Genomic DNA, 22,388 nt, shown 5'->3' with positions numbered 1-22,388 from the left:
CCCACTCATGAAGCCGAATATACGTTCGCGGTGATCTTCCCGTCCGATGGGGTTGCGCTAGAGGAGGAGTCCATATATGGGCTACGGGCATCGATATCAGTCTGCATAGGTCGGGGGTGAGCTTTGCGAACCCCGACGCTGCGGTGTCCGTTTGCGTCACATGCCCTCTGCGTTTCGGCATTGCACCGCCAGGCTCCCGTTGTTGGGGTTCGCGTTCGCTCACCACCAACCTAAACCCCACCAACCCAATTTCAGGGCGCGGTGACCGTGGTGCGCGCGGCCATCAGGCGCGCCGCGCGTTCGCCCAGTTCAGCATGCACCTGGTGCACCGCCGGCACACTGAATTCCAGCAGACCGTTGCCGACAGGTAAGGCGGCGATGTGGTCGCGGTGCGCGCTTTCCTGTTCATCGGCCGGCCATTGCCAGGTGGCGATGCCGGTTTCCGGATCCCAGGTGGCAGCCTCGGCGCGGCGTCGCCTGTCGCCCTGCAATGCCTGCGCGATGCGGCCGGCGTGGTGGCTGATTTCGGTGCTGATCTCGGCCTTGTCCAGACGCGCCAGCGTCGGCGCACGCAAGCGGGTTTCCAGCGGCACGTAGCGCATCTGCACATACCAGGCGTCGTCGCGCGCCAGATCGACCTGGCGGTGCACAACCCAGCCGATCACATCATTGTCCAGCGGGGTGCCGCGCAGCCGCGCCACGCGCAAGGCATGGTTGCGGGGAACGAAGCGGAAATCCTGCGGCAGCCGCAGTTTGGCCGCTGCCGGCGCCAGATCCACGATGCCGAAACGCCACGACAGCAGATGCACCGCCTGAGCCAGTTCCAGCCGGTGCTGGATCTCGGCCTGGACCGGATCCACTTCCGTTTCCACCGCTGCCGGAGCCGGTGTTGCACTGGGCTGACGCGCGCTGCTGGAACCGCTGCGCGGCGGCGGATCGATGGCGTCGCTGTCGTCGTACTCACCATCGTCGTATTCGTCGTATTCGGCATCGAGGCGGCGACGGGCTTCCTCCAGCTGGTCCGCGAGCTTGGGGTCTTCCAGCCGGATCTGCGCGATGTCCTCGTCGCTGAGCATCCACGCCATCTCGTCGATGCCCTTGTCCACTGCGCGCATCGCCATCACGCCGATCAGGATGCTGACCACCAGCGACAGCGCGAACGGCACGCGGATGTCCGAATCCTCGTCGCCCCAGTACAGGAACAGCGCGATCAGCGACAGCGGCCACAGGAAGAAAGCGCCGATCGCCAGCAGCGGGCTGCGCCGCCAGATCTTCACGCACATCCAGACCGTGATGACGAACAGCACCAGCAGATAGCCGGCCAGGGAAGTCAAACTGCCAAGCATGGGATCAGTCCAGTTGGATGCTGCGGATGTCGCTGCGCGACAGGCCGTAAAGGAAGAAGCCGCTGCCGAACTGCGCGCGCACCTGCACCTGTCCGCCGCCGACGCTTTCCACGATGCCGTGGCGCGAGCGGCCATCGTTCAATACGAAACGCACCCGCCGCCCGACATGCTCGCCCAGCTGCGCGAACGTGATTTCACGCACCTGCGCACTACTCGGCGTCAGGCCCGGGGCCTGGCCGCTGGCGATGTAGCGCGCGATCCAGGCCTCGTCATCGGCCGTGGCCGCCTGTGCCGGCAGGGCAAACAGCAACGGCGCTGCCAGCAGCAGCACGGTTCGCAGAAGCATCGGTCAATCCCCTTGGAACAATGGCGCGAAGGGTAGAGCGGCGCATGGTGTCGCGTCCATAGATGCTGCCTGTGCGGGCGGGCGGAAGGATGCCCGGGGTTGTGCCGGGACTGCACCGTGCAGGGTTGCGGTTGGGATCAGTGTTCCGGCAACGCGAAAAACTCGCGCGCGGTGGCGGTGGTGTCGGCCATTACCGTTTCCAGCGATTGGCCGCGGTCGCGGGCCAGTTCCTCGGCGATGTGGCGCAGGTACATCGGTTCGTTGCGGCGGTCCTTGGGCATTGGTTTGAGGGTGCGCGGCAGCAGGTAGGGCGAGTCGGTTTCGATCATCAGGCGGTTGGCCGGGATGTTCTTCACCAGCTCGCGCAGGTGCGCGCCACGGCGTTCGTCGCAGAGCCAGCCGGTGATGCCGATGTACCAGTCGCGGTCCAGGCATTCGAACAGTTCGCGTTTGCCGGCGGTGAAGCAGTGCACCACGGCGCGGCCGATCTGGCCTTCGACGTTCTTCATGATCGCGACGAAATCGTCATGCGCATCGCGCTGGTGCAGGAACAGCGGTTTGCCGGTGTCGATCGCGATCTGCAACTGCATCTCGAAGGCGCGGCGCTGCGCCGGGCGCGGCGAGAAATCACGGAAGTAATCCAGCCCGCATTCGCCCACCGCGACCACTTCCGGATGGGCGTGCAGCGCGCGCATTTCGGCATCGCATTCGCTCGTGTACTCGATGGCGTGATGCGGATGCACGCCGGCGGTGGCGTACAGCACGCCCGGATGCGCGCGCGCCAGTTCCAGCGCCTTCGGCGAATGCTCGCGGCTGGCGCCGGTGATGATCATCTGCGTCACGCCCGCATCGCGGGCGCGTTGCAGCACCGCGTCGCGGTCGTGGTCGAAGCTGTCGTGGGTGAGATTGAGGCCGATGTCGATCATGGAAGCGGGGATTCGGGAATGGGGATTGGGGATTCGTCAGAACCGTGCATTGTGCCTGCTTTGACGAATCCCCAATCCCGAATCACCCATCCCCTAGCCTGCCGCCACGCACCGTTCCCGTGCCCAGTCGCGCAGTGCCTGGACCTGTTCGGCCATCACCACCGAGAGCGGGCGGGTGCGGGTCAGGGCGTCGAGGATGCGGGTGGTGTTGAGCCGGGCATTGTCGGCGAAGGCGTCGTACAGCGCGCTGACGATGGCCTGTTCGATTTCGGCGCCGGAGAAGCCTTCGCTGGCGGCGGCCAGTTTTTCCAGGTCGAAGCGAGCGGTGTCCTGCTCGCGCCGGGTCAGGTGGATCGAGAACGCATCACGGCGTGCATCGGTTTGCGGCAGGTCGACGAAGAAGATTTCGTCGAAGCGCCCCTTGCGCAGGAATTCCGGCGGCAGGCGCGAGACGTCGTTGGCGGTGGCGACCAGGAACACCGGCGCGCGGCGTTCGCTCATCCAGGTCAGCAGGGTGCCGAGCACGCGGCGGCTGACGCCACCGTCGCTGTCGGAGGTGGCCAGTCCTTTCTCGATTTCGTCGCACCACACCACGCACGGCGCCATCGCCTCGGCGGTGGAAAGGACCTGGCGCAGGTTGCGCTCGGTTTCGCCGTGGTACTTGTTGTACAGCGCGCCGAAATCCAGACGCAGCAGCGGCACCCCGAAGCCGCCGGCGCAGGCCTTGGCGGCCAGCGATTTGCCGGTGCCCTGCACGCCCAGCAGCAGCACCCCGCGCGGCGGATCCAGCCCTTTGGGTGGGCTGTCGGCGATGAACACCGCGCGGCGCTGCGCGATCCAGCGTTTCAGATGGGTCAGGCCGGCGATCTGGTCCATCTGCGCGATGTCCGGTTCCAGCGACATCACCCCGCCACGGCCGAGCAGTTCGAACTTGGCGCGCTGCACCCGTGGCACATCGTCCGGGCCGATCAGGCCGTCGTTGTGGATCAGTTCGCGCACGATGCGGCGTGCGTCCAGCAGCGCCAGCCCACGCAGGTGGCGCAGCACGGCGCGCTGCGAGGCGGCGTCGATGTCGACCCGGCGGCCACCGTGTTCGCGCGAATAGGCGAAGGCTTCCTCGCGCAGCAGTTTCGCCAGCGCCGCATCGTCGGGCAGGCGCATCTGGAAGCGCGTGGCCAGGGGTTCCAGCTCCGGCGGCAGTTCGATCTTGGCACCGATCAGCACCACGGTCTGCTTTGCCGCGCCCTGGCCCAGCACCACTTCGCGCAGCATCCGCACGTTCATCGCGTAACGCAGGTAGGGGGCGAAATCCAGCAGCAGCCAGATGCCGCGCCGGGTGTCGCGCCGCATCGTATCCAGCACTGCGCTGGAGTCGTTGGCCGCCGGCACGAAAGGGTCATCGATATCCAGCCGCGCCAACCCGCCGGTGATCGACCAGCGCCACAACGGCCGCAGCAATTCCGCCACGACATGGCGGAAGGCATCCAGCAGCAGGGCTTCCTCGTTGGTTTCGATCAGCAGCAGCGGGGTGCCGGCGCGGATACGGACAGCCAGGTCGTGCGGGTCGAACATCAGCGTTCCATGAAGGGCGGGAGTTGCATGAACAGGCGGGGCCGGATGCCGGTGTATTCTGCCAACACCTGATCTGCCTTGCCGGATACCCATCATGACGCTTTCCCGATACCTCCTGCTGGCCTTGCCGCTGGCGCTGCTCCCCCTGTCTGCCGGCCATGCGGTGGGCAACCCTGGCGACACCGCGCCACAGACCACGAAACCGGCACGCGGCAGCGTGGCCGCCAAGGCGCTGGCGCGGCCTTTCAAGGGCGGCCCACGGCTGGAACTGGCGGTACCCGACCGCGCCAAACTGCAGGCCGAGGATCTGCTGCGCGACGACAAGCCCGGCACGCCGCTGCGCTATGGCCAGGTGCAGCAGGTGACGCTGGATGCCAGCGCTGATGGTGTCGGGGTCTGGAGCGAAACCGCCGATGGCCGCCTGTCCTGGCGCTTTGAGGTATCCGGCAAGGGCGCCAGCAGCCTGGAAGTGGCGTTTTCCCGCTTCCACCTGCCGCATGGCGCGACGCTGACGATCCGCTCGGCCGATGGTGCGCAGGTGCTGGATCCGCTGACCGATGCCGACAATCCGGCCAGCGGCGTGCTGCACACCGCGATGCTCAACGCCGACACCGTGGTGCTGGAACTGGAGCTGCCAGCCGACAAGCGCGAATTCCTGCAACTGGAACTGGCCAGCGCCACCTACGGCTATCGCGATCCGTTCAGCGCGGCGCGGGCCAAGTCCGGCAGCTGCAACATCGACGTGGCGTGCCCGGAAGGGGATGACTGGCGCGACCAGGTTGCGTCGGTGGCACATTACAGCTTCAGCTCCGGTGGTGGTTCCTACGTCTGCACCGGCAGCTTGATGAACACCGGGCACACCACCCAGGACCTGGGCAAGCCGCGTTTTTCCACCGCCTACCACTGCGTTTCCACGCAGTCCGAAGCTGGTTCGATGGTGTTCTACTGGGGTTATGAAAGCCCGATTTGCCGCACGCCCGGCGGTGCGGCCAGTGGTGTTTCGCTGCCACGCAATGCGAATTCGCGCGCGATCCAGAGCGGTGGCGCGACGCTGATCGCAGCCAACCGCGCCACCGATTTCACCGCGCTGGAACTGAACAGCGCGATCCCGGCCACCGCACAGGTGCATTACAGCGGCTGGGATCGCAGTGGCAGCACACCGTCCGCCGCAGTCGGCATCCACCATCCCGATGGCCACGAGAAGCGCATCAGTTTCGATGACAACCCGCTGACGACGATGCAGAACTGCATCATTCCCGGTTCCACTGGCGCCACGCACTGGCGGGTCGGCAACTGGGAACGCGGCACGACGGAAGGCGGCTCCTCCGGCTCGGGCCTGTGGAGTGCCAACAACGGCCTGCTGGTCGGTGTATTGAGCGGTGGCACGGCTGGATGTGGTGCCCCGACTGGATTCGATTGCTATGGCCGCCTGAGCGAAGCCTGGGAGGCCACCAGCAGCACCGGCAGCAATATCCGCGCAGCGTTCGACCGCAGCGGCACCAATCCGCAGACCATGCCGGGCAAGGGCACCTGCAATGCGCCGGTGGTGACGTTGACCTCCAGCGCGTTCAGCAGCGCACCGCGCGCCGGCGAGAGCTTCCAGCTCAGTGCCAGTGCCAGCGGTGGTGCCGGAGGTTACAGCTACCACTGGGATCTGGATGGCGATGGTGTGTTCGAGCGCGACGGCACGCGCCAGGTGACGGCGTCCTTCCCGGCCCGGCGCAGCGGCAATATGCAGCTGCGAGTGGTGGATTCGGCCGGCTGCGCCACCACCGTCAGCCGCGCGCTGGACATCGCCGCGCCGGTGATCGAAGTGGCCAGCATCGGTAGCCCGGCGCAGGTCTGCGGCAACAGCAACGGCGGCATCGACAAGGGCGAACGCTTCAGCCTGCCGGTGACGCTGCGCAACAGCGGCAATGTGGCACTGCCGGCCGGTGCGCGGGCGCTGTTCGCACCAGCGGCCGGCATGGATGTGGATGCCGGCCCCAACAGCGCCGGCTATGTCGGCGTGGACAGTTGCGCCTACGGTTACGTCGACATCTCGCGCGGCGCCAATGCGGTGGATGCGCTGGAAACCTATGTCGCCAACGGCAATGCCTACGGTCCGCTTGATGATGCGCGCAGTACCGAGATCGTGCTCGGCGGCAGCGGCATCGAGCTGTACGGCACGCGCCATACTCGTGCGGTGATGTCGACCAATGGCTATGTCTCGTTCGATCCGGCCGAATCCGGCGGTGACTGGTCGGTGTCCTGTGACGGTGAACTGGACCAGGGCGCGAAAGGCCCGCAGTTGCGTCCGTACCACGATGACATGGTGGTGCGTGATGAGGCGCTGGCGGGCTTGCGCTACCGCCGCTTCGCCACCTGCCCGCGTGTGGCCGACAGCGGCGAAGCTCAGCCTTGCCATGTGTTCCAGTGGAATCGCATGGGCTATTACGTCAGCGGGACCGAGATCGAAGGTGATTTCGAGTTCCAGGCCATCGCCTACGAAACCACCGGCGAGATCGCCTACCAGTACTTCACTGCCGCACCGGACCAGGGTGCCTGGGCCCATATCGGCATCATCGACGCGGCCGGCAGCGATCCGCTGAGCGTGTCCTGCGTCAGCAACGAGTCGACCACGCCGGCACAGAGCGCGATCTGTGTGTATCCGTCGCAGGTGGTGGATGCGATGGCCAGCCCGGCCTTCCGCCTGGAAGCGCCGACCGTGCACTTGCCGGCCATCGCGCCCGGTGCCAGCACCACGGTGAATCTGCCGCTGGCGATCCGCAGTGATACCGCCTGCGGCACGCCATTGAAGCTGGACTACATCGCCACCGCCGCCAGCGGCAGCCACAGTGTGCAATCCAGCAGCCATGCCATCGGCAGCGTACGCGACAACTGCCAGACGGTCAGCAGCTGCCCGGCGCAGATCACGCAGATCGATACCCGCGACGGCAACTATTACAACCCGCAGCGCTCGGGCAACGGCTTCAACAATTATCCGTTCGGAGGTGTCTGGTACACCGCCAATGCCGACCACACCCCGGCCTGGTACAACATCGTCGGCGAGTACCAGGACAATCTGCTGCGCACCCCGATCCTGCATGTCACCAATCAGGCCACATTGCCGACGATATCCACGCAGATACGCAATGCCGGCAGCGCGCATGTGGCACGCATCGATGCGACCAACCTGATGTTCGCCTGGCGCATGGACAATGGCAGCAGCGGCGCCGAACTGCTGCGTCTGACCAGCGATGGCGTGGCGCGTGCCGGCAATGACCATACCCAGCATTGGTATCCACCCAGCCAGTCGGGCTGGGGGCTGGATGTGGAGAGCCTGCACCTGGGGGGTGTCGACAAGGACATCATGCTGATCTACCTGTACGACGCCGCCGGCAATCCGCGCTGGGTGACCGGCGATGGCCCGCTCGACAGTCACCGCCCGCACTGCCCTGGCTGCCCGTACTACCCGGACTGGAATGCGCGCAAGCAGCCGGCCGGCAATGCGGTACTGAACTGGGATGGCGCGGCCAAGGGCCGCATCAACACCACGATCACGTTGCCGTCGCCCTTGCAGGGCACGTGGAACCGCAGCAATGTACCGGTCATTCCCATCGGTGAGGTGCGTCCATGAGCGGGTTCCGCGAACTGTTGTTGCTGCGCCATGCCCATGCGCTGGCGCCCGAGGCTGCTCAGGATGACGTCAGCCGCGCGCTGTCGGAAACCGGCCGCGCCGAGGCCGAAGCCGCCGCTGCCTTCCTGGCCGATCAGGCGCGTCCGGCGCGGGTGCTGTGTTCGCCTGCGCTGCGCACCCGGCAGACCGCCGAGATCGTTCTGGAACATCTGGGCTACATCGACACCCGCCACGAGGCGCGCATCTACCAAGCCACCGCCGGCGAACTGATCGATGTGCTGGAAGACCACTCCGATGCCGGTCCTCTGTTGCTGGTCGGTCACAACCCTGGGCTGGAAAGTCTGGTGGCCCTGCTGGCCACCGGCCGCTCCGGCGAATACCGCGGCATGCCGCCGGCCAGCATCGCGCTGCTGCGGGTGCCGGCCAGCGGCCCGATCGAACCCGGATCGGCCGAACTCGTGGCCTTCTGGTCACCCTGATGCCCGATGTGGGCTAGCTGGGCGCTGCTGTTGGGCCTGGGGCTGGTGGTCGACCCAGCAGCGGCGCAGCCGCGCGTGCACGTGATCGACACCGCCCAGGCCAGCGCCAGTTTCTGGATCCGGCCGATCTGGCTCAAGCGCATCGAGGGCACGTTTCCGGTACTGGAGGGTGTGGTGGAAGGCAGTGGCGAGAACGGTGCGATGACGGTGGATGTGCGCATCGACACGCGCGCGCTGCAGATGGGCCGCGCCAGTCATGTGAGCTGGGCGCAATCGGCCGAATTCTTCGATGTCGCACGCCATCCGTGGATCCGTTTCCGTTCCGAGCCGGTGTTGCCGCAGCAGTTGCTTGCCGGCGGCGAGGTGGCCGGTGAGCTGACCCTGCGAGGCGTCACCCGCGCGGTGCGCTTCGAACTGCAACCGGCCAGTTGTACGCGGCCCGGCTTCGATTGCGCGGTGCGGGCCACCGGCGAGCTGTCGCGCAGCGACTTCGGCATGAATGCGAAGAAGCACGCGCTCAGCGACACCGTCCATCTGGACTTCTCGGTACGCCTGCTGGAAGCGGCTGCGGCCGACACCGGGGCCGCACCATGAACATCGCGGTCCGCAACACGGTCCGCACCGGCCGGCGCGGGCCGATGCCGGCGCTGCGTGGCACAGCGCATGCGGGCGTGGGGTTCCGGCTGCTGCTGGTATGCGCGTTGCTGCTCCTGCTCAGCGCCTGCATGCCGACCCGTCAGGAAATCCGCGCCGCGCAGAGCGAAGTCCGGGCGCTGCAGGACAGCCGCGTGGACTGCATGTTGCCGGACCATTGCGCGCGGCCGTCGGCGCTGTACGACCTGGCCGAAGAGGCGCTGCAACAGAGCACGCCGGAGGCGCCCAGCCACCGCCTGGTGCTGCTGGAAAGCGGCCACGACGCGCTGCTGGCGCGCATCAACCTGATCCGCGCCGCACGCGAGCGGCTGGACATGCAGAGCTTCATTTACGCGCAGGACGATTCGGGTTTCTTCATTCTGCAGGAACTGCTGGCCGCAGCCCGGCGCGGGGTCAAGGTGCGGGTGCTGCTGGACCAGCTCTACAGCGTGGACGATCTGGAACTGGTCACCGCGCTGGCGCGCGCGCATGTGAATTTCGAGCTGCGCCTGTACAACCCGACCTTCGGCAAGGCCACCACCGGGCCGCTGGAATTCGCCGCCGGGGTGCTGTGCTGTTTCACCCGTTTCAACCAGCGCATGCACAACAAGCTGCTGCTGGTCGACGGGGTGATCGGCATCACCGGTGGGCGCAATTACCAGGACCGCTATTTCGACTGGGACCCGGCCTTCAACTACCGCGACCGCGACATCGTCGTAGCCGGCCCGGCGGCGGCGCAGATGCAGGAGTCGTTCAACATCTTCTGGCGCCACAAGCGCGCGGTGCCGGTGGGGGCGCTGCGTGATGTACGGCGCCGTCTGGCCAGCAGTGAGGGCGGCACGGCGCTGCCGGATACCGCGCAGCTGGACAATGCCGCGCGTGTCGCATTTGCCTCGGAACAGGCCGACGATCCGCAGGCGGTGGCCGAGCGGCTGGTGCAGCGCGCGCATGTCGTGGGGCCGGTGGATTTTGTTTCGGACCGGCCGAACAAGGCGCTGGAACCGAACCATCCGAGCGAGCCGGACCTTTCCGGCCAGCTGCTCGGGCTGTTCAACAGCGCGCGCGAGCGCATCCTGCTGCAGACCCCGTACCTGGTGTTCTCGCGTACCGCGCAACGCAATTTCCGCGAATTGCAGGAGCGCGAGCATCCACCGCGCATCATCGTCTCGACCAACAGCCTGGCCGCGACCGATGCCTTCCCGGTGTACGCGCTTTCGCACAAGTACAAGCGCCGCTACCTGCGCGATTTCGGCCTGCACATCTACGAGTACAAACCATTCCCGGCGAGCGCACCGATCGATCCGGATCTGGCGCAGGGAATGGTGCCCGGCGGCCCGGCGCCGACCCTGGGCGAACATGCGACCGAATCGCGCCGCGCCTTCGGATCGTCCGGTTCGGCGGCGCGCGGCAGCGGGCTGAGTGGGCGCGTGCCGCTGGCGCGGACCGGCATCCGCATGGGCATGCACGCCAAATCAATCGTCATCGACGATCGCATCGCGCTGGTGGGCACGCACAATTTCGATCCGCGCTCGGACCGGCTCAATACCGAAAGCGCGGTGATCGTCTACGACCCGGATTTCGCCCGCGCACTGGCCAGCGAGATCCTCGCCGACGCCACGCCAGACAACGCCTGGGTGATCGCGCCACGGCCCAAACCGCCGGTGCTGTCCGGGCTCAACTACAGCTTCGGCAAACTGTTCGAAGCGCTGCCGCTGTTCGACATCTGGCCGGTACGCTACGCCACCAGCTGGCAGATGAAACCCGGCTGCGCCCCGGTGCCGCGCGATGACCCGAAGTTCCTCGACTGCTACGAACCGGTCGGCGACTTCCCGGAAGTGGATGTCCCGCTGAAGACCATCTACACCCGCGTCCTGACCGCCTTCGGCGCCGGTCTGGCGCCGATACTTTGAGCGTGGGATTCGGGATTCGGGATTCGGGATTGGCAAGAGCGACACGCTCGCCACCGCCCGCTTCTACGAATCCCCATTCCCGATTCCCCAATCCCCGCCCCTCCGACATTGACGCTCTCGCGCCCGCTTCGCTAGGCTGGCGGCTTCCTCCCGTCGTAAGCAGGACTTCCCCATGCCCTTGAGCATTTCGTTCGAGCTGAGCGATCAGGATCTCGAGCATTTCGTCGCCGCCCAGCGCGGTGCCACCGAGGCCGCCGCCAACAAGAGCCAGGAGGAGATCATCCGGGCTGGCGAAGAGCTGCTGAAGCAGGCCCAGGCCACGCCGGTGCCGGACTTCATTTCCCAGCGCCTGACCAAGCTCGACAACCTGATCGCGATGGTGCGCGATGAGGGCTGGTCGCTGAGCGAGGAAGACCGCAAGCGCGTGCTCGCGGCGCTGGTGTACTTCGCCGATCCGGCCGATGTGATCCCCGATTCGGTGCCGGTGCTGGGCTATCTGGACGACGCGATCATGATCGAGTTGTGCGTGCGCGACCTCAAGCACGAGATCGATGCGTACGACGATTTCTGCGATTTCCGCGAGTCCGAAGCGCGTCGCCTTGGTCTGGATCCGGCCACCGTGGGTTCTGCCGACTGGCTGGAGTCGCGCCGCGTGGAGCTGCAGAACCGCATGCATCAGCGCCGCGAGCGTGATTTCGGCGCCGGTTACGGCGCGTCCAGCGGCTATGCCAGCCGCCGCAACTACGCCGCATCGAGCTGGCGCCCCAGCATCTTCCGGGTGCGCTGACCATGGCGGGTCCGTTCCTGCGGCAGCCATCGCTGGAGGAACTCAACGCCAGCAGCGCCGATTCGCTGGTGAGCCATCTGGGCATCCGTATCACCGCGCAGGGCGAGGACTGGCTGCGCGGCACGATGCCGGTGGATGCGCGCACCCGCCAGCCGTTCGGCCTGCTGCATGGCGGCGCCTCGGTGGCGCTGGCCGAAACCCTGGGCAGCGTGGCCGGCAACCTGTGCCTTGATCCGGAAGTGTCGATGGCGGTCGGGCTGGAGATTTCCGCCAACCACATCCGCGCCGTGACCGAAGGTAGCGTCACCGGCACCGCGCGTGCACTGCACGTGGGGCGCAATACCCAGGTGTGGGATATCCGGATAGAGGACGAGGCCGGGCGCCTGACCTGCGTGTCGCGCCTGACCTTGGCAGTGGTGCCGCGCCGGCGCTGATACCGGACTGATGGCCCCGCTTGCGGCATGCCGCAAGCGCCGGCTGAACCGATCAGCGCTGCCGACAGCGGCGATTGGATGGAATGCTCCAAACCAGCCGGTATCGTATTGCGGTCCTGTCTCTGGTCCACGTTCATGATCGAGGTGCCTGTACCGATGCAACGCGATCCGCTGCGGCCCTTGCGCTACGTCCTGCGCGTGCCGTTGCTGCTGCTGCACATCGTGCTCGGGCTGCCGCCGACGCTGCTGCTGATCAACCGCTTCACCGCGCGCTGGACGCTGGACGGTGAACGGGTCGATCACCGGGTCATCCGGGCCTGGTCCGGTGGCTTGATGCGCATCTTCGGTTTCCGCGTGCGCCGCATCGGCGAGCCGCTGCGCGGCGCGCATCTGCTGGTCGCCAACCATGTCTCGTGGATCGACATCGAACTGGTGCACAGCCAGCGCGTGGTCGGCTTCGTGGCCAAGGCCGAGATTGACCGCTGGCCGCTGATCGGTTGGCTGGCCAGCCGCGCCGGCACCATCTATCACACCCGCGGCAGCAATGCCTCGCTCAACGGGGTGCTGGAAATGATGGTCGGGCGGCTGGATTCGGGCCAGGCGGTGGGCGTGTTCCCGGAAGGCGGCACCACCGGCGGCGATGAGGTCCGCACTTTCCATGCGCGCATCTTCCAGTGCGCGTTCGAGGCCCAGGTGCCGGTGCAGCCGGTGGCGCTGCGCTATGGCGAGGGCGGCAATGCCCAGACCACCGTGGCGTTCGCGCGCGGCGAGAATTTCCTGCAGAACTTCCTGCGCCTGCTGGGCGAGCCCGGGCGCGTGGCCGAAGTGCATTTCCTGCCGCCGGTGATGCCGGGTGAAGAAGGCCGCCGCCGGCTGGCCGAACAGGCGCGCGAACGCATCATCGGGGCGATGGCTTCATGAGCGCGCTGCCCGCCGCGTTCCAGCCGCCGGCCTTGCTGCGCAACCGGCATCTGCAATCGGTGCTGGCCTCCAGCCGCTTGCGCAAATTCGCCGCGCGCCGGGCTGCGCAGCGGCTGGAAGCGCAGGCGCGCGAGCTGATCCTGGATGGCGGCAACGGCGTGCGTTTGCAGGGGTTTCTGACTACGCAGGAGCAGGCCGGCAGCGCACGCGGGTTGGTGGTGCTGCTGCACGGCTGGGAAGGCCGGGTCGATTCGAACTATGTGCTGCACACCGGTGCGCGCCTGCTGGACGCTGGTTTCGATGTGTTTCGGCTGCACTTCCGCGATCACGGCGATACCCATGGTCTGAATCCGGGCCTGTTCCATTCCTGCCTGATCGACGAGGTGGTCGGCGCGATCGGCGATCTGGCGCAGCGCGTGCCGCAGCGGGCGCTGCTGCTGGCCGGCTATTCGCTCGGGGGCAATTTCGCGTTGCGGGTCGCGCTGCAGGCGCCACAGGCCGGGCTGCCACTGCTGCATGCGGCGGCGGTGTGCCCGGTGATCAGCCCGCGTGCCGGGATGCTGGCGATCGAGTCGGCGCCGTGGTTCTACCAGCAGTATTTCATGCTCAAGTGGACCCGCTCGCTACGCCGCAAGCAGGCGCTGTATCCGGACGCCTTCCAGTTTGCGCGCGAGGATTTCCGCGGCGGGGTGCGCGGCCTGACCCGCACCCTGGTCGAGCGCCATACCGATTTCGGCACGGTCGAGAACTATCTGGACGGCTATTCGATCGAAGGCGAGCGGCTGGCGGCGTTGTCGGTGCCGGTCAGCATCCTGACCGCGGCCGATGATCCGATCATTCCGGTTGAGGATTTCCACCGCCTGCGGCTGCCCGCGCATGCGCATCTGGAGATCGCCGGCTGCGGCGGCCACTGCGGTTTCATCCAGAACTACCGGCTGCATGGTTTTGCCGAGGACTGGATCGCCACGCGCCTGATGCAGGCTGTCGACGCGCATTGAGCAGTCATCCGGCGTTGCCGATAGGCTATGCGGCTGCGCCGCCGGGCGGTGCCGAACTTTTCCTGAGACCGATGCCTGCAACAAGGAGATCCGGGCGATGAAAATCCACAGCAACAGTTTCCCCGCGCGCGGCCCGATTCCGGCCGAATTCGCCTTCGGTCGGCCTGGCGATGGCGGCGAGCCGATCGTGCTTTCCGACAACCGCAATCCGCATCTGGCCTGGGATGACGTGCCCGCAGGCACGGCCTCGTTCGTGCTGTTGTGTGTGGATCCAGATGCACCCTCGCGCGCCGATGACGTCAATCAGGCCGGGCGCACGGTGCCGGCCGATCTGCCACGGGTGGAGTTCGTGCACTGGGTGCTGGTCGATGTGCCGGCGGAGGTGCGGCAGATCGAGGCCGGTGCGTATTCGCAGGGCGTGACCGCGCGCGGCAAGCCGGGCGCGGCGGCAGGCGGTGTGCGGCAGGGGCTGAACGATTACACCGGCTGGTTCGCCGGTGATCCGGACATGGAAGGCCGCTATCACGGCTACGACGGCCCGTGCCCGCCGTTCAACGATGCCATCGTGCACCGTTATTTCTTCCGCCTGTTCGCGCTGGATGTGGCGCGTCTGGAGCTGCCGCAGTCCTTCACCGCCGGTCAGGTGATGGCGGCGATGCACGGGCATGTGCTGGGCGAGGCGGTGCTGTACGGCACCTACAGCCTGAACCCGGCGGTGGCCTGAGTGGGCGCGCAAGGCGCGGGCCGTTACCGTTCCGGGCGCTTCATCGCGGCGTTGTTCAGCGTTGTCGGCTGGCTCGGCCTGTGCGTGTCGCTGCCGCTGGCGGTCTGGGCGATGGCGACGTTGAAGCCGGGCGGGGTGCAGGGCCTGTTTCTCGTCGCACTGGCGCTGCTGGCGGTGCTGCTGGGCCAGATCGGGCGGGCGATGTTCGACATCGCCGAACGTGGTGCCGGCGCTGCCGGCGCTGCCGGCCAGCGGGACTGATTCCGCATGGATTTCGTCCACATCCTGATCCTGGCGCTGTTGCAGGCGCTGACCGAGTTCCTGCCGATTTCCAGTTCCGGCCATCTGGTGCTGGCCAGCGAGCTGTTCGGCTGGGAATACCAGGGCCTGAGCTTCGATCTGGCACTGCATTTCGGCACCCTTCTGGCGGTGATGCTGTATTTCCGCCGCGATGTCTGGGAGCTGGTGCGCGAGACTTTGGCCTGGCGGCCGGGCCAGCGCCTGAGCCCGACCCAGCGTCTGGCCTTCGGCATCGCGCTGGCGACGATTCCGGCCGGGCTGGTCGGGCTGGCGCTGGGCGATGCAGGTGCGATGCTGCTGCGGCATCCTGTGACGATCGCGCTGAACCTGATCGTGTTCGGTGTGTTGTTGTGGCTGGCGGACCGCTATTCGCGCCGCCATCCGCCCGCCACGCAGGCGCAGCTGGAAGGGCCGGCCGGCGAACTGTTCACCGGGCTTTCGATGCGGCGCGCGGTGCTGATCGGTTGCGCCCAGGCGCTGGCGCTGATGCCGGGCGTGTCGCGTTCAGGCGCGACGATGACCGCCGGCATGTTCCTCGGGCTGGATCGGGCGCGGGCGGCGCGTTATTCGTTCCTGCTGTCGATTCCGGTCATGGTGCTGGCCACCGCGCACGCGGTCTGGCAGACGCGGCATGCGCTGGATGATGGCATCGGCGACATGCTGCTGGGCGCGGCGATCGCGGCGTTGGCTGGCCTTTTCGTGATCCATTTCTTCCTTGGCGTGATCCGCCGCATCGGCACCGCGCCGTTCGCGATTTACCGCGTGTTGCTGGGTGTCGCGGTGTTGGCCTGGTATTTCCTGCTGCGCTGATGGCTGCGCCGCAACGGCGCGGTGCAGGATGCAGGATGGCGCACTGGTGTGCCCTGCAAGTTGCGCGATCCGGTAAGGGGACAGGTGCAGGAGAAGCGGGCGAAAGCCGCGCTGCACGTGGCTTTCGCACGCTGGCACGGGTCCTGCTGTGGGACAGGGGAGTTTCCGGCACGGCCGGTCTCGCTTCGTCCCATATCCAAGGAGAACGCCATGACCCGCACCACCACCAACCTCAACGAACTGATCGAAGTGCTGAACGACGGTATCGCCTTCTACGATGATGCCGCCAAGAACACCGACAACGCCGGCTACCGGGCGCTGTTCATGCGCATGGCGGCGAGCAAGCGCGCGATCGTCACCGACCTGGGACAGCACGTCGCCCGTCTGGGTGAGACGCCGACCGAAGGCGGAACCGTGATGGGTACGCTGCGCAAGGGCTATGCCGACCTGCGCGCCAGCATGAGTCGCGACCCGGACGCCCGCTACATCGCACAGCTGGAAGAATCCGAGGACCGCATCCTCGAAGCCTTCCGCGATGCACTGGCGGTATCCGAGGATGCGGCACTGCGCGCCATCGCCCAGCAGCACCTGCCGCAGGTGCGCGCGATGCACGACCAGATGCGTGCGCTCAAGCGCGAAGTCGAACGCGCCGCCTGACACGCCTGCGGCCACCGGGATGCCGTTCCGGTGGCCGCTGCGCCCTATCGGCATCAGGATGTGAGCCGGATCACTGTGCCGGCAAGCCGCCTGCGATCACGCGATGAACCCCTTACCATGGTTGGATTGACGGTTTCGGGAGGATGTCGCGTGGCACGCCGCCGTGGACCAGGTATGGCGCTGGTGCTGGCCCTGCTGTGGCTGCCGGCCGCTGCAGTGCACGCTTCCAGCACCGATCCCCGGGTCGGCGAGGCTTGGGCGCAACTGTGGAACGGTGATGCCGCTGCCGCCGGCCGGATCTGGCGTGAGTTGCTGCATGAGGCCGACCAGCGGCAAGACGCTGCCGCCATCGATCAGGCCCGTTCAGCGCTGGCGGCTTTGGCCTTCCAGGAAGGCCGCTACGACACTTTCGAAAGCCTGCAACGCCAGCGCCTGGCCGATGCCGCGCGCGATATGGATCTGCGCATCGCCTCGGATGCGCGGATGGAGCTGGCCCTGCTGGATCGCCGCCGTGGCCTGCTGCCCGAAGCGCAAGAGGGGCTGCAGGAAGCGATCGAAGGGTTCCGCGTGCTGCGCGATCACGATGGCGAAGGCACCGCGCTGACCCATCTGGGCCTGGTGCTGCTCAATCGCGGCCAGTTCGCCCAGGCGATGGGCGCGCTGGACGAGGCCCTGGCATTGCAGCGTGGCGGCGCCGATGTGCCGACCGACCGCACCTATCACTATCTCGGCCTGCTGTATCACCGGATGAACGATCTGCCCGAAGCGCGCGAGCATCTGGAACGCGGTCTGGACAAGGCCCTGACCCTGCCTGATCCGATGCGCGCCGCCGCGCTGCTGGGCAGCCTGGCGCGCGTGGCCAATGACGACGACCGGCACCAGGACGCATTGGATTACACCGCACGTTCGTATGCGCTGGCGGTGCAGAGCGGCAGCGTGCCGGGACTGGCCTACAGCGCACTGGAACGCGGCCGGGCGCTGCTGGGGCTGGAGCGTCTGGACGAAGCACGGCAGATGCTGGAAGAAGCTCATCATCTGAGCCGTTCAATCACCCAGGACCGCACCGCCGCCGACGCGATGTTCTCGCTTGGCCGGGTCGCGCTGCAGCAAGGCGATACCGACGTGGCGCTGGAACGCTTCGCCCAGGCCCTGCCCAATTACGAAGCGGCCAACGATGCACCGCAGATGCTCGATGCCTACCGTCTGGTGATCCCGCTGCTGCGCGAAAGCGGTGATCAGGCCGGCGCGCTGCGTCTGGCCGAAACCGCGCTGGAATTGCAGGACCAGCTCAGCGGGCGCGACATGAACCGGCGCGTGGCCCTGATCGAATACCGCCATCAGGCCGCCGACAACGCGCGCCAGATCGAACTGCTGACGCACGAAAACGAGATCCAGCAGCTGCGGCTGGCGCGCCAGGCCCAGCAGCGCCGTTTCGGATTTGCGCTGAGTTTCGGGCTGGCCTTGGCCACGCTGTTGCTGGCCTGGGGTTTTGGCCGCAGCCGCCGGATCAGCCGCGAACTTGCGATCAGCAACCGCGAACTGAAACGCAACCGGCTGGCGCTGACCCAGGCGCACGAGGCCTTGCAGGCGCGCGTCGATACGCTCGCCGTGGCAGCCAATACCGACACCCTGACCGGGCTGGCCAACCGCCGCCAGGTGCTGGCGATGCTGGCCGGCGAGATCGTCGCGCGCAGGGCGCTGGCGGTGCTGCTGCTGGATGTGGACCGCTTCAAATCGGTCAACGACCAGCACGGCCACGCCACCGGCGACCGCGTGCTGCAACAGGTGGCGCAGGTGCTGGTCACGCAGGTGCCCGAGGGCGGTCTGCTGGCGCGTTACGGCGGCGAGGAATTCCTGCTGGTGCTGCCGGGCCACGATCTGGAGCATGCCCGCCGCTTTGCCGAGCAGGCACGCGCCGCGGTGGAAGCCTGGCGCGCACCGGAACTGCCAGCCGTGACGTTGAGCATCGGCGTCACCGCGCGTCCGGCCGATGACAGCACCACCACGCTGGAAGGCCTGATCGAACAGGCCGACCGGGCGCTGTATCGGGCCAAGGAATCGGGCCGCAACCGGGTTGAAACCAGCTTGCGTGTGGCCTGAGCCGTCACCGCAGTGGTCTGGCCGGTGTTGCGATAAGTGCACCACCATGGTGCAGCAAAACTGAAAAAACGCACCGTAGCAGTGCGTCCCGATTCAAGCCTGATCCCTACCGATGCCCCACAAAGCGCATGAAAACGGCATGTCCAAGCCGTTTTCGGCCCTGGCACGGCTTTGGCACAAGTCTTGCCATGCATCTCCCGACCTTTCCACCCATTTTCAGGAACCGCCTCGATGTCCCATGAAAAGATCCAGCAGCTGATCCACGACAATGCCGTCGAGTTCGTCGATCTGCGCTTTGCCGACATGGCCGGCCGCCAGCACCACCTCACCTACCCGATCCGCGTGGTGGAGCCGGCGCTGTTCGAGGATGGAAAGATGTTCGACGGTTCCTCGATTCCGGGCTGGAAGGGCATCAGCGAATCGGACATGGTGCTGTTGCCTGATCCGGACAGCGCCTATCTGGATCCGTTCACCGTCGATCCCACCCTGGTGCTGGTCTGCGATGTGCTGGAGCCGGCCACGATGCAGGCCTACAGCCGCTGCCCGCGCTCGATCGCGCGCCGCGCCGAGGCCTTCCTGAAATCCAGCGGCATCGCCGATACCGCGTTCTTCGGGCCGGAGCCGGAGTTCTTCGTGTTCGATTCGGTGCGCTGGGCCAACGACATGGGCCACACCTTCTTCCAGATCGAATCCGAGGAAGCGCACTGGAATTCCTCGCGCGACTACGCGCACGGCAACACCGGCTACCGCCCCGGTGTGAAGGGCGGCTACCTGCCGCTGGCGCCGGCCGATTCGCTGCACGATCTGCGCGCGGAAATGGTCAAGGTGCTGGAAAGCATCGGCATCGAAGTGGAAGTGCACCACCACGAAGTGGCCAATGCCGGCCAGTGCGAAATCGGGGTCAAGTACAACTCGCTGGTGAAGAAGGCCGACGAACTGTTGGCGCTCAAGCACGTGGTCAGGAATGTCGCGCACCAGAACGGCAAGACCGCCACCTTCATGCCCAAGCCGCTGGTCGGCGACAACGGTTCCGGCATGCACGTGCACCAGTCGCTGTCGCGCGACGGGCAGAACCTGTTCGCCGGCGAAGGCTACGGCGGACTGAGCCAGATGGCGCTGTGGTACATCGGCGGTATCTTCAAGCATGCGCGCGCGATCAATGCTTTCAGCAATGCCTCCACCAACAGCTACAAGCGCCTGGTGCCCGGTTTCGAGGCACCGGTGATGCTGGCCTATTCGGCCCGCAACCGCTCGGCCTCGTGCCGCATTCCGTGGGTCGCCAGCCCCAAGGCGCGACGTATCGAAATGCGCTTCCCGGACCCGATGCAGTCCGGCTATCTGACCTTCGCTGCGCTGCTGATGGCCGGCCTGGACGGCATCCGCAACCGCATCGATCCAGGCGCGCCCAGCGACAAGGATCTGTACGACCTGCCGCCGGAGGAAGAGAAGAACATCCCGACCGTCTGCCATTCGCTGGACCAGGCGCTGGAAGCGCTGGATACGGACCGCGATTTCCTCAAGGCCGGCGAGGTCTTCAGCGACGACTTCATCGATGCCTACATCGCATTGAAGATGCAGGAGGTCACCCGCTTCCGCGCCGCCACCCACCCGCTCGAATACAGCCTCTACTACGGGCTGTGACCGGTGCCGGATCAGCCAGCGCCGGCGCTATTTGCCGCGCCGCTGGCTGATCGCCACGCTGCCCAGGATCAGGCCACCGGCGATCGCCATCGGCCAGGTCAGCGGTTCGTCCAGCAACAACCAGGCCCAGCCGACGCCGAACAGGGGCACCAGATAGGTGACGGTCGAGGCGCGGCTGGCGCCGACGCGCGCGATCAGCCGGTAATACAGCACGTAGGCCGAACCGGTGCACAGCACGCCCAGCGCCAGCGCCGACCACCACGATACGCCCGGCACCGCTTGCGTCGGCCAGGTGAGCAGGGCGAACGGCAGTGTCACCAACGCCGCAGCGCCGAGCGTGGCCGCCGCCAGTGCCGCGGCCGGCAGTCCGGCCAGATGGCGCCGCACCAGATTGGCACCGACCCCGTACAGCAGCGAGGCCAGCGCACCGGCGGCGGTGGCCCAGCCGATGCTCATGCCGGCGATCTTGCCGCTGGCCAGCACCACCACGCCGATGAAGCCGATCAGCAATGCCAGCGCACGGCGGCCGCCGATCTTCTCGCCGAAGAACATCGCGCCCACCAGCGCAGTGAACAGCACCGTCAAGGCATTGGCGATCGCGCCCACGCCGGCCGGCGCGCGTTGCGCGGCCCAGGCGAACAGCATGAACGGCAGTGCCGAATTGATCACCCCGATCAAGGTCAGCAGCGGCCACAGCCGCAGCGGAAACGCGCCGCGCGCACGCCACAGGAACGGCAACAGCAACAGCGCGCCCAGCGCCAGCCGCAGCAACACCAGCGGCACCGGGCCGAAATCGTCGGCGGCCACCCGCATGAACAGGAACGACGCACCCCAGATCGCGCCCAGCAACGCCAGTTCCAGCGGCGTCAGCCAGCCGGCATGGGGCTGCACTGCGGCATGGGAGGAATTCGCAGGAGCAGCGGCGACGGTGTCGTGGGCGTGGTTCATCGGGGAAGGTTTCGGTGGTGCCGTCGGCGCGCACGGTGCGGGGAATCGGCCATTGTCCGCTTCTTGTGCAGCGCGGCAAGTGCTGTTTTGGCTGCAATACGGACGGGATCAGTCAAAAACCGCACGCTGGCTCCACCCACGCCCCGGAACGCGATACCTTGCACCCCTTGCACAGCCCGGGCTCGACGCATGGCGGCCTGCAACGCAACGCGGCATCCTGCGTTGTTGTTGCGGCGCAGCGCGGCTGCGGGATGGTGCGAAATCCCCGTTTTCCTGTCCGATCACCCATGTCACCCACCGCCAAGGCCCACTGGCAGATCCACCTTTGCGTGCTGCTGTGGGGTTTCACCGCCATCTTCGGAAAACTGATCACGCTGCCGGCGCTGCCGCTGGTGTGGTGGCGCATGCTGCTGGTGGCGGTGGTGTTGCTGCTGCTGCCGCGGGTCTGGCGCGGACTGCGGGCACTGCCCCCGAAGCTGGTGCTGGCCTATGCCGGTGTCGGCGTACTGGTGGCGCTGCACTGGCTGACCTTCTATGGCGCAATCAAGCTGGCCAACGCCTCGGTCGCGGCCACCTGCATGGCGCTGGCGGCGGTGTTCACCGCGCTGATCGAGCCGGTGCTGGCGCGGCGCCCGTTCTCGCGCCGTGAGCTGCTGCTGGGCATCGCGGTGCTGCCGGGTGTGGCGCTGGTGGTGGGCGGGGTGTCGGCCGACATGCGCGTTGGTATCGCGGTGGGCGCGCTGTCGGCGCTGTTCGTGGCGATATTCGGATCGCTCAACAAGCGTCTGGTCGATCACGCCGACCCGCTCACCGTGACCGCGCTGGAACTGGGTGCCGGCACCCTGGCACTGACCGCGTTGGCGCCGCTGATGGTGGTGCTGTTTCCGGTCATGGCCGGCCCGCTGCTGACCTTGCCCTCGCTCAACGACGCCATCCTGCTGCTGCTGCTGGCTGGCGCCTGCACCCTGTTCCCGTTCGTGTTGTCGCTGATGGCGTTGCGCCATATCAGCGCGTTTTCAGCGCAGATGGCGGTGAATCTGGAACCGGTCTACGCGATCATCCTGGCGATGCTGCTGCTGTCCGAACAGCACGAACTGACGCCGATGTTCTACCTGGGCGTGGCGATCATCCTGGCGGCGGTGTTCGTGCAGCCGCTGCTGAAGCCGCAGCGGCGCCTGGATCACCCGGAAGTGCTGGCCACCTCCGAGGCCAAGGGCATGGTCGACTGAACGTCCTG

20 protein-coding genes are annotated in these 22,388 nt (G+C 66.9%); 15 read left to right on the top strand and 5 right to left on the bottom strand.

Going from position 1 to position 22,388, the window contains the following annotated elements:
* Window positions 1–251: 251 nt before the first annotated feature.
* The 4 genes from WDB66_RS09545 to WDB66_RS09530 all read right to left on the bottom strand — a co-directional run bounded on the left by WDB66_RS09545 (window position 252) and on the right by WDB66_RS09530 (window position 4,190).
* Window positions 252–1,346: a hypothetical protein gene (locus WDB66_RS09545; protein WP_339398325.1), complete on the bottom strand. Its 1,095-nt coding sequence runs from the start codon at window positions 1,344–1,346 to the stop codon at window positions 252–254.
* Window positions 1,347–1,350: 4 nt separating this feature from the next.
* Complete coding sequence (locus WDB66_RS09540; protein ID WP_339398324.1) at window positions 1,351–1,692, bottom strand: hypothetical protein; 342 nt, start codon at window positions 1,690–1,692, stop codon at window positions 1,351–1,353.
* 137 nt (window positions 1,693–1,829) lie between these two features.
* Entirely contained in the window at window positions 1,830–2,618 is a 789-nt protein-coding gene (locus WDB66_RS09535) for a TatD family hydrolase (protein ID WP_339398323.1), read from the bottom strand.
* Between the two features lie 93 nt (window positions 2,619–2,711).
* A complete protein-coding gene (locus tag WDB66_RS09530; RefSeq protein WP_339398322.1) occupies window positions 2,712–4,190 on the bottom strand; it encodes an AAA family ATPase in 1,479 nt (492 codons plus the stop codon).
* A gap of 94 nt (window positions 4,191–4,284) precedes the next feature.
* On the opposite strand from WDB66_RS09530, the gene WDB66_RS09525 reads away from it, so the two are divergent.
* The 14 genes from WDB66_RS09525 to glnA all read left to right on the top strand — a co-directional run bounded on the left by WDB66_RS09525 (window position 4,285) and on the right by glnA (window position 20,203).
* Complete coding sequence (locus WDB66_RS09525) at window positions 4,285–7,809, top strand: hypothetical protein (protein WP_339398321.1); 3,525 nt, start codon at window positions 4,285–4,287, stop codon at window positions 7,807–7,809.
* On the top strand, window positions 7,806–8,288 hold the full coding sequence (locus WDB66_RS09520; protein ID WP_339398320.1) for a SixA phosphatase family protein: 483 nt from the start codon (window positions 7,806–7,808) through the stop codon (window positions 8,286–8,288). Before WDB66_RS09525 ends, WDB66_RS09520 begins: the two co-directional genes overlap by 4 nt.
* A 6-nt stretch (window positions 8,289–8,294) precedes the next feature.
* Window positions 8,295–8,882, top strand: a complete 588-nt coding sequence (locus WDB66_RS09515) for a YceI family protein (RefSeq protein WP_339398319.1) — start codon at window positions 8,295–8,297, stop codon at window positions 8,880–8,882.
* Window positions 8,879–10,831 carry a phospholipase D-like domain-containing protein gene (locus WDB66_RS09510; RefSeq protein ID WP_339398318.1) on the top strand — a complete coding sequence of 651 codons (1,953 nt, stop codon included), beginning with the start codon at window positions 8,879–8,881 and terminating at the stop codon, window positions 10,829–10,831. Before WDB66_RS09515 ends, WDB66_RS09510 begins: the two co-directional genes overlap by 4 nt.
* Before the next feature lie 172 nt (window positions 10,832–11,003).
* Entirely contained in the window at window positions 11,004–11,618 is a 615-nt protein-coding gene (locus tag WDB66_RS09505) for a YkvA family protein (protein WP_339398317.1), read from the top strand.
* Window positions 11,619–11,620: 2 nt separating this feature from the next.
* On the top strand, window positions 11,621–12,052 hold the full coding sequence (locus tag WDB66_RS09500; RefSeq protein WP_339398316.1) for a hotdog fold thioesterase: 432 nt from the start codon (window positions 11,621–11,623) through the stop codon (window positions 12,050–12,052).
* A gap of 135 nt (window positions 12,053–12,187) precedes the next feature.
* Window positions 12,188–12,973: a lysophospholipid acyltransferase family protein gene (locus WDB66_RS09495; protein ID WP_339398315.1), complete on the top strand. Its 786-nt coding sequence runs from the start codon at window positions 12,188–12,190 to the stop codon at window positions 12,971–12,973.
* The gene (locus WDB66_RS09490; protein ID WP_339398314.1) at window positions 12,970–13,971 is read left to right on the top strand and encodes a YheT family hydrolase; all 1,002 of its coding nucleotides are present in this window, start codon (window positions 12,970–12,972) and stop codon (window positions 13,969–13,971) included. The genes WDB66_RS09495 and WDB66_RS09490 overlap by 4 nt, the downstream gene beginning before the upstream one ends.
* A 97-nt stretch (window positions 13,972–14,068) precedes the next feature.
* Window positions 14,069–14,695, top strand: coding sequence for a YbhB/YbcL family Raf kinase inhibitor-like protein (locus tag WDB66_RS09485; protein ID WP_339398313.1), 627 nt, complete (start codon window positions 14,069–14,071; stop codon window positions 14,693–14,695).
* A complete protein-coding gene (locus WDB66_RS09480; protein ID WP_339398312.1) occupies window positions 14,696–14,956 on the top strand; it encodes a hypothetical protein in 261 nt (86 codons plus the stop codon). It begins immediately after the preceding gene.
* Between the two features lie 6 nt (window positions 14,957–14,962).
* Window positions 14,963–15,805, top strand: coding sequence for an undecaprenyl-diphosphate phosphatase (locus WDB66_RS09475; protein ID WP_339398311.1), 843 nt, complete (start codon window positions 14,963–14,965; stop codon window positions 15,803–15,805).
* A 210-nt stretch (window positions 15,806–16,015) separates the two neighbouring features.
* The gene (locus WDB66_RS09470) at window positions 16,016–16,462 is read left to right on the top strand and encodes a PA2169 family four-helix-bundle protein (RefSeq protein ID WP_339398310.1); all 447 of its coding nucleotides are present in this window, start codon (window positions 16,016–16,018) and stop codon (window positions 16,460–16,462) included.
* Between the two features lie 150 nt (window positions 16,463–16,612).
* Complete coding sequence (locus WDB66_RS09465) at window positions 16,613–18,562, top strand: diguanylate cyclase domain-containing protein (RefSeq protein WP_339398309.1); 1,950 nt, start codon at window positions 16,613–16,615, stop codon at window positions 18,560–18,562.
* A gap of 231 nt (window positions 18,563–18,793) precedes the next feature.
* A complete protein-coding gene (gene glnA, locus WDB66_RS09460; protein WP_339398308.1) occupies window positions 18,794–20,203 on the top strand; it encodes a type I glutamate--ammonia ligase in 1,410 nt (469 codons plus the stop codon).
* Between the two features lie 27 nt (window positions 20,204–20,230).
* Here the strand turns inward: glnA and WDB66_RS09455 are convergent, their stop codons facing one another.
* Entirely contained in the window at window positions 20,231–21,151 is a 921-nt protein-coding gene (locus WDB66_RS09455) for a DMT family transporter (RefSeq protein ID WP_339398307.1), read from the bottom strand.
* A gap of 287 nt (window positions 21,152–21,438) precedes the next feature.
* Between WDB66_RS09455 and WDB66_RS09450 the strand changes: the two genes are divergently transcribed.
* The gene (locus WDB66_RS09450; RefSeq protein WP_339398306.1) at window positions 21,439–22,380 is read left to right on the top strand and encodes a DMT family transporter; all 942 of its coding nucleotides are present in this window, start codon (window positions 21,439–21,441) and stop codon (window positions 22,378–22,380) included.
* Window positions 22,381–22,388: the final 8 nt, after the last annotated feature.

Origin of the sequence: Denitratimonas organivorans, from assembly GCF_037478135.1 — a bacterium.
Lineage (GTDB): Bacteria > Pseudomonadota > Gammaproteobacteria > Xanthomonadales > Xanthomonadaceae > Denitratimonas.
The sequence above is the reverse complement of the archived record's forward strand: the minus strand, read 5'-3'. Positions and strand labels throughout refer to the sequence as shown.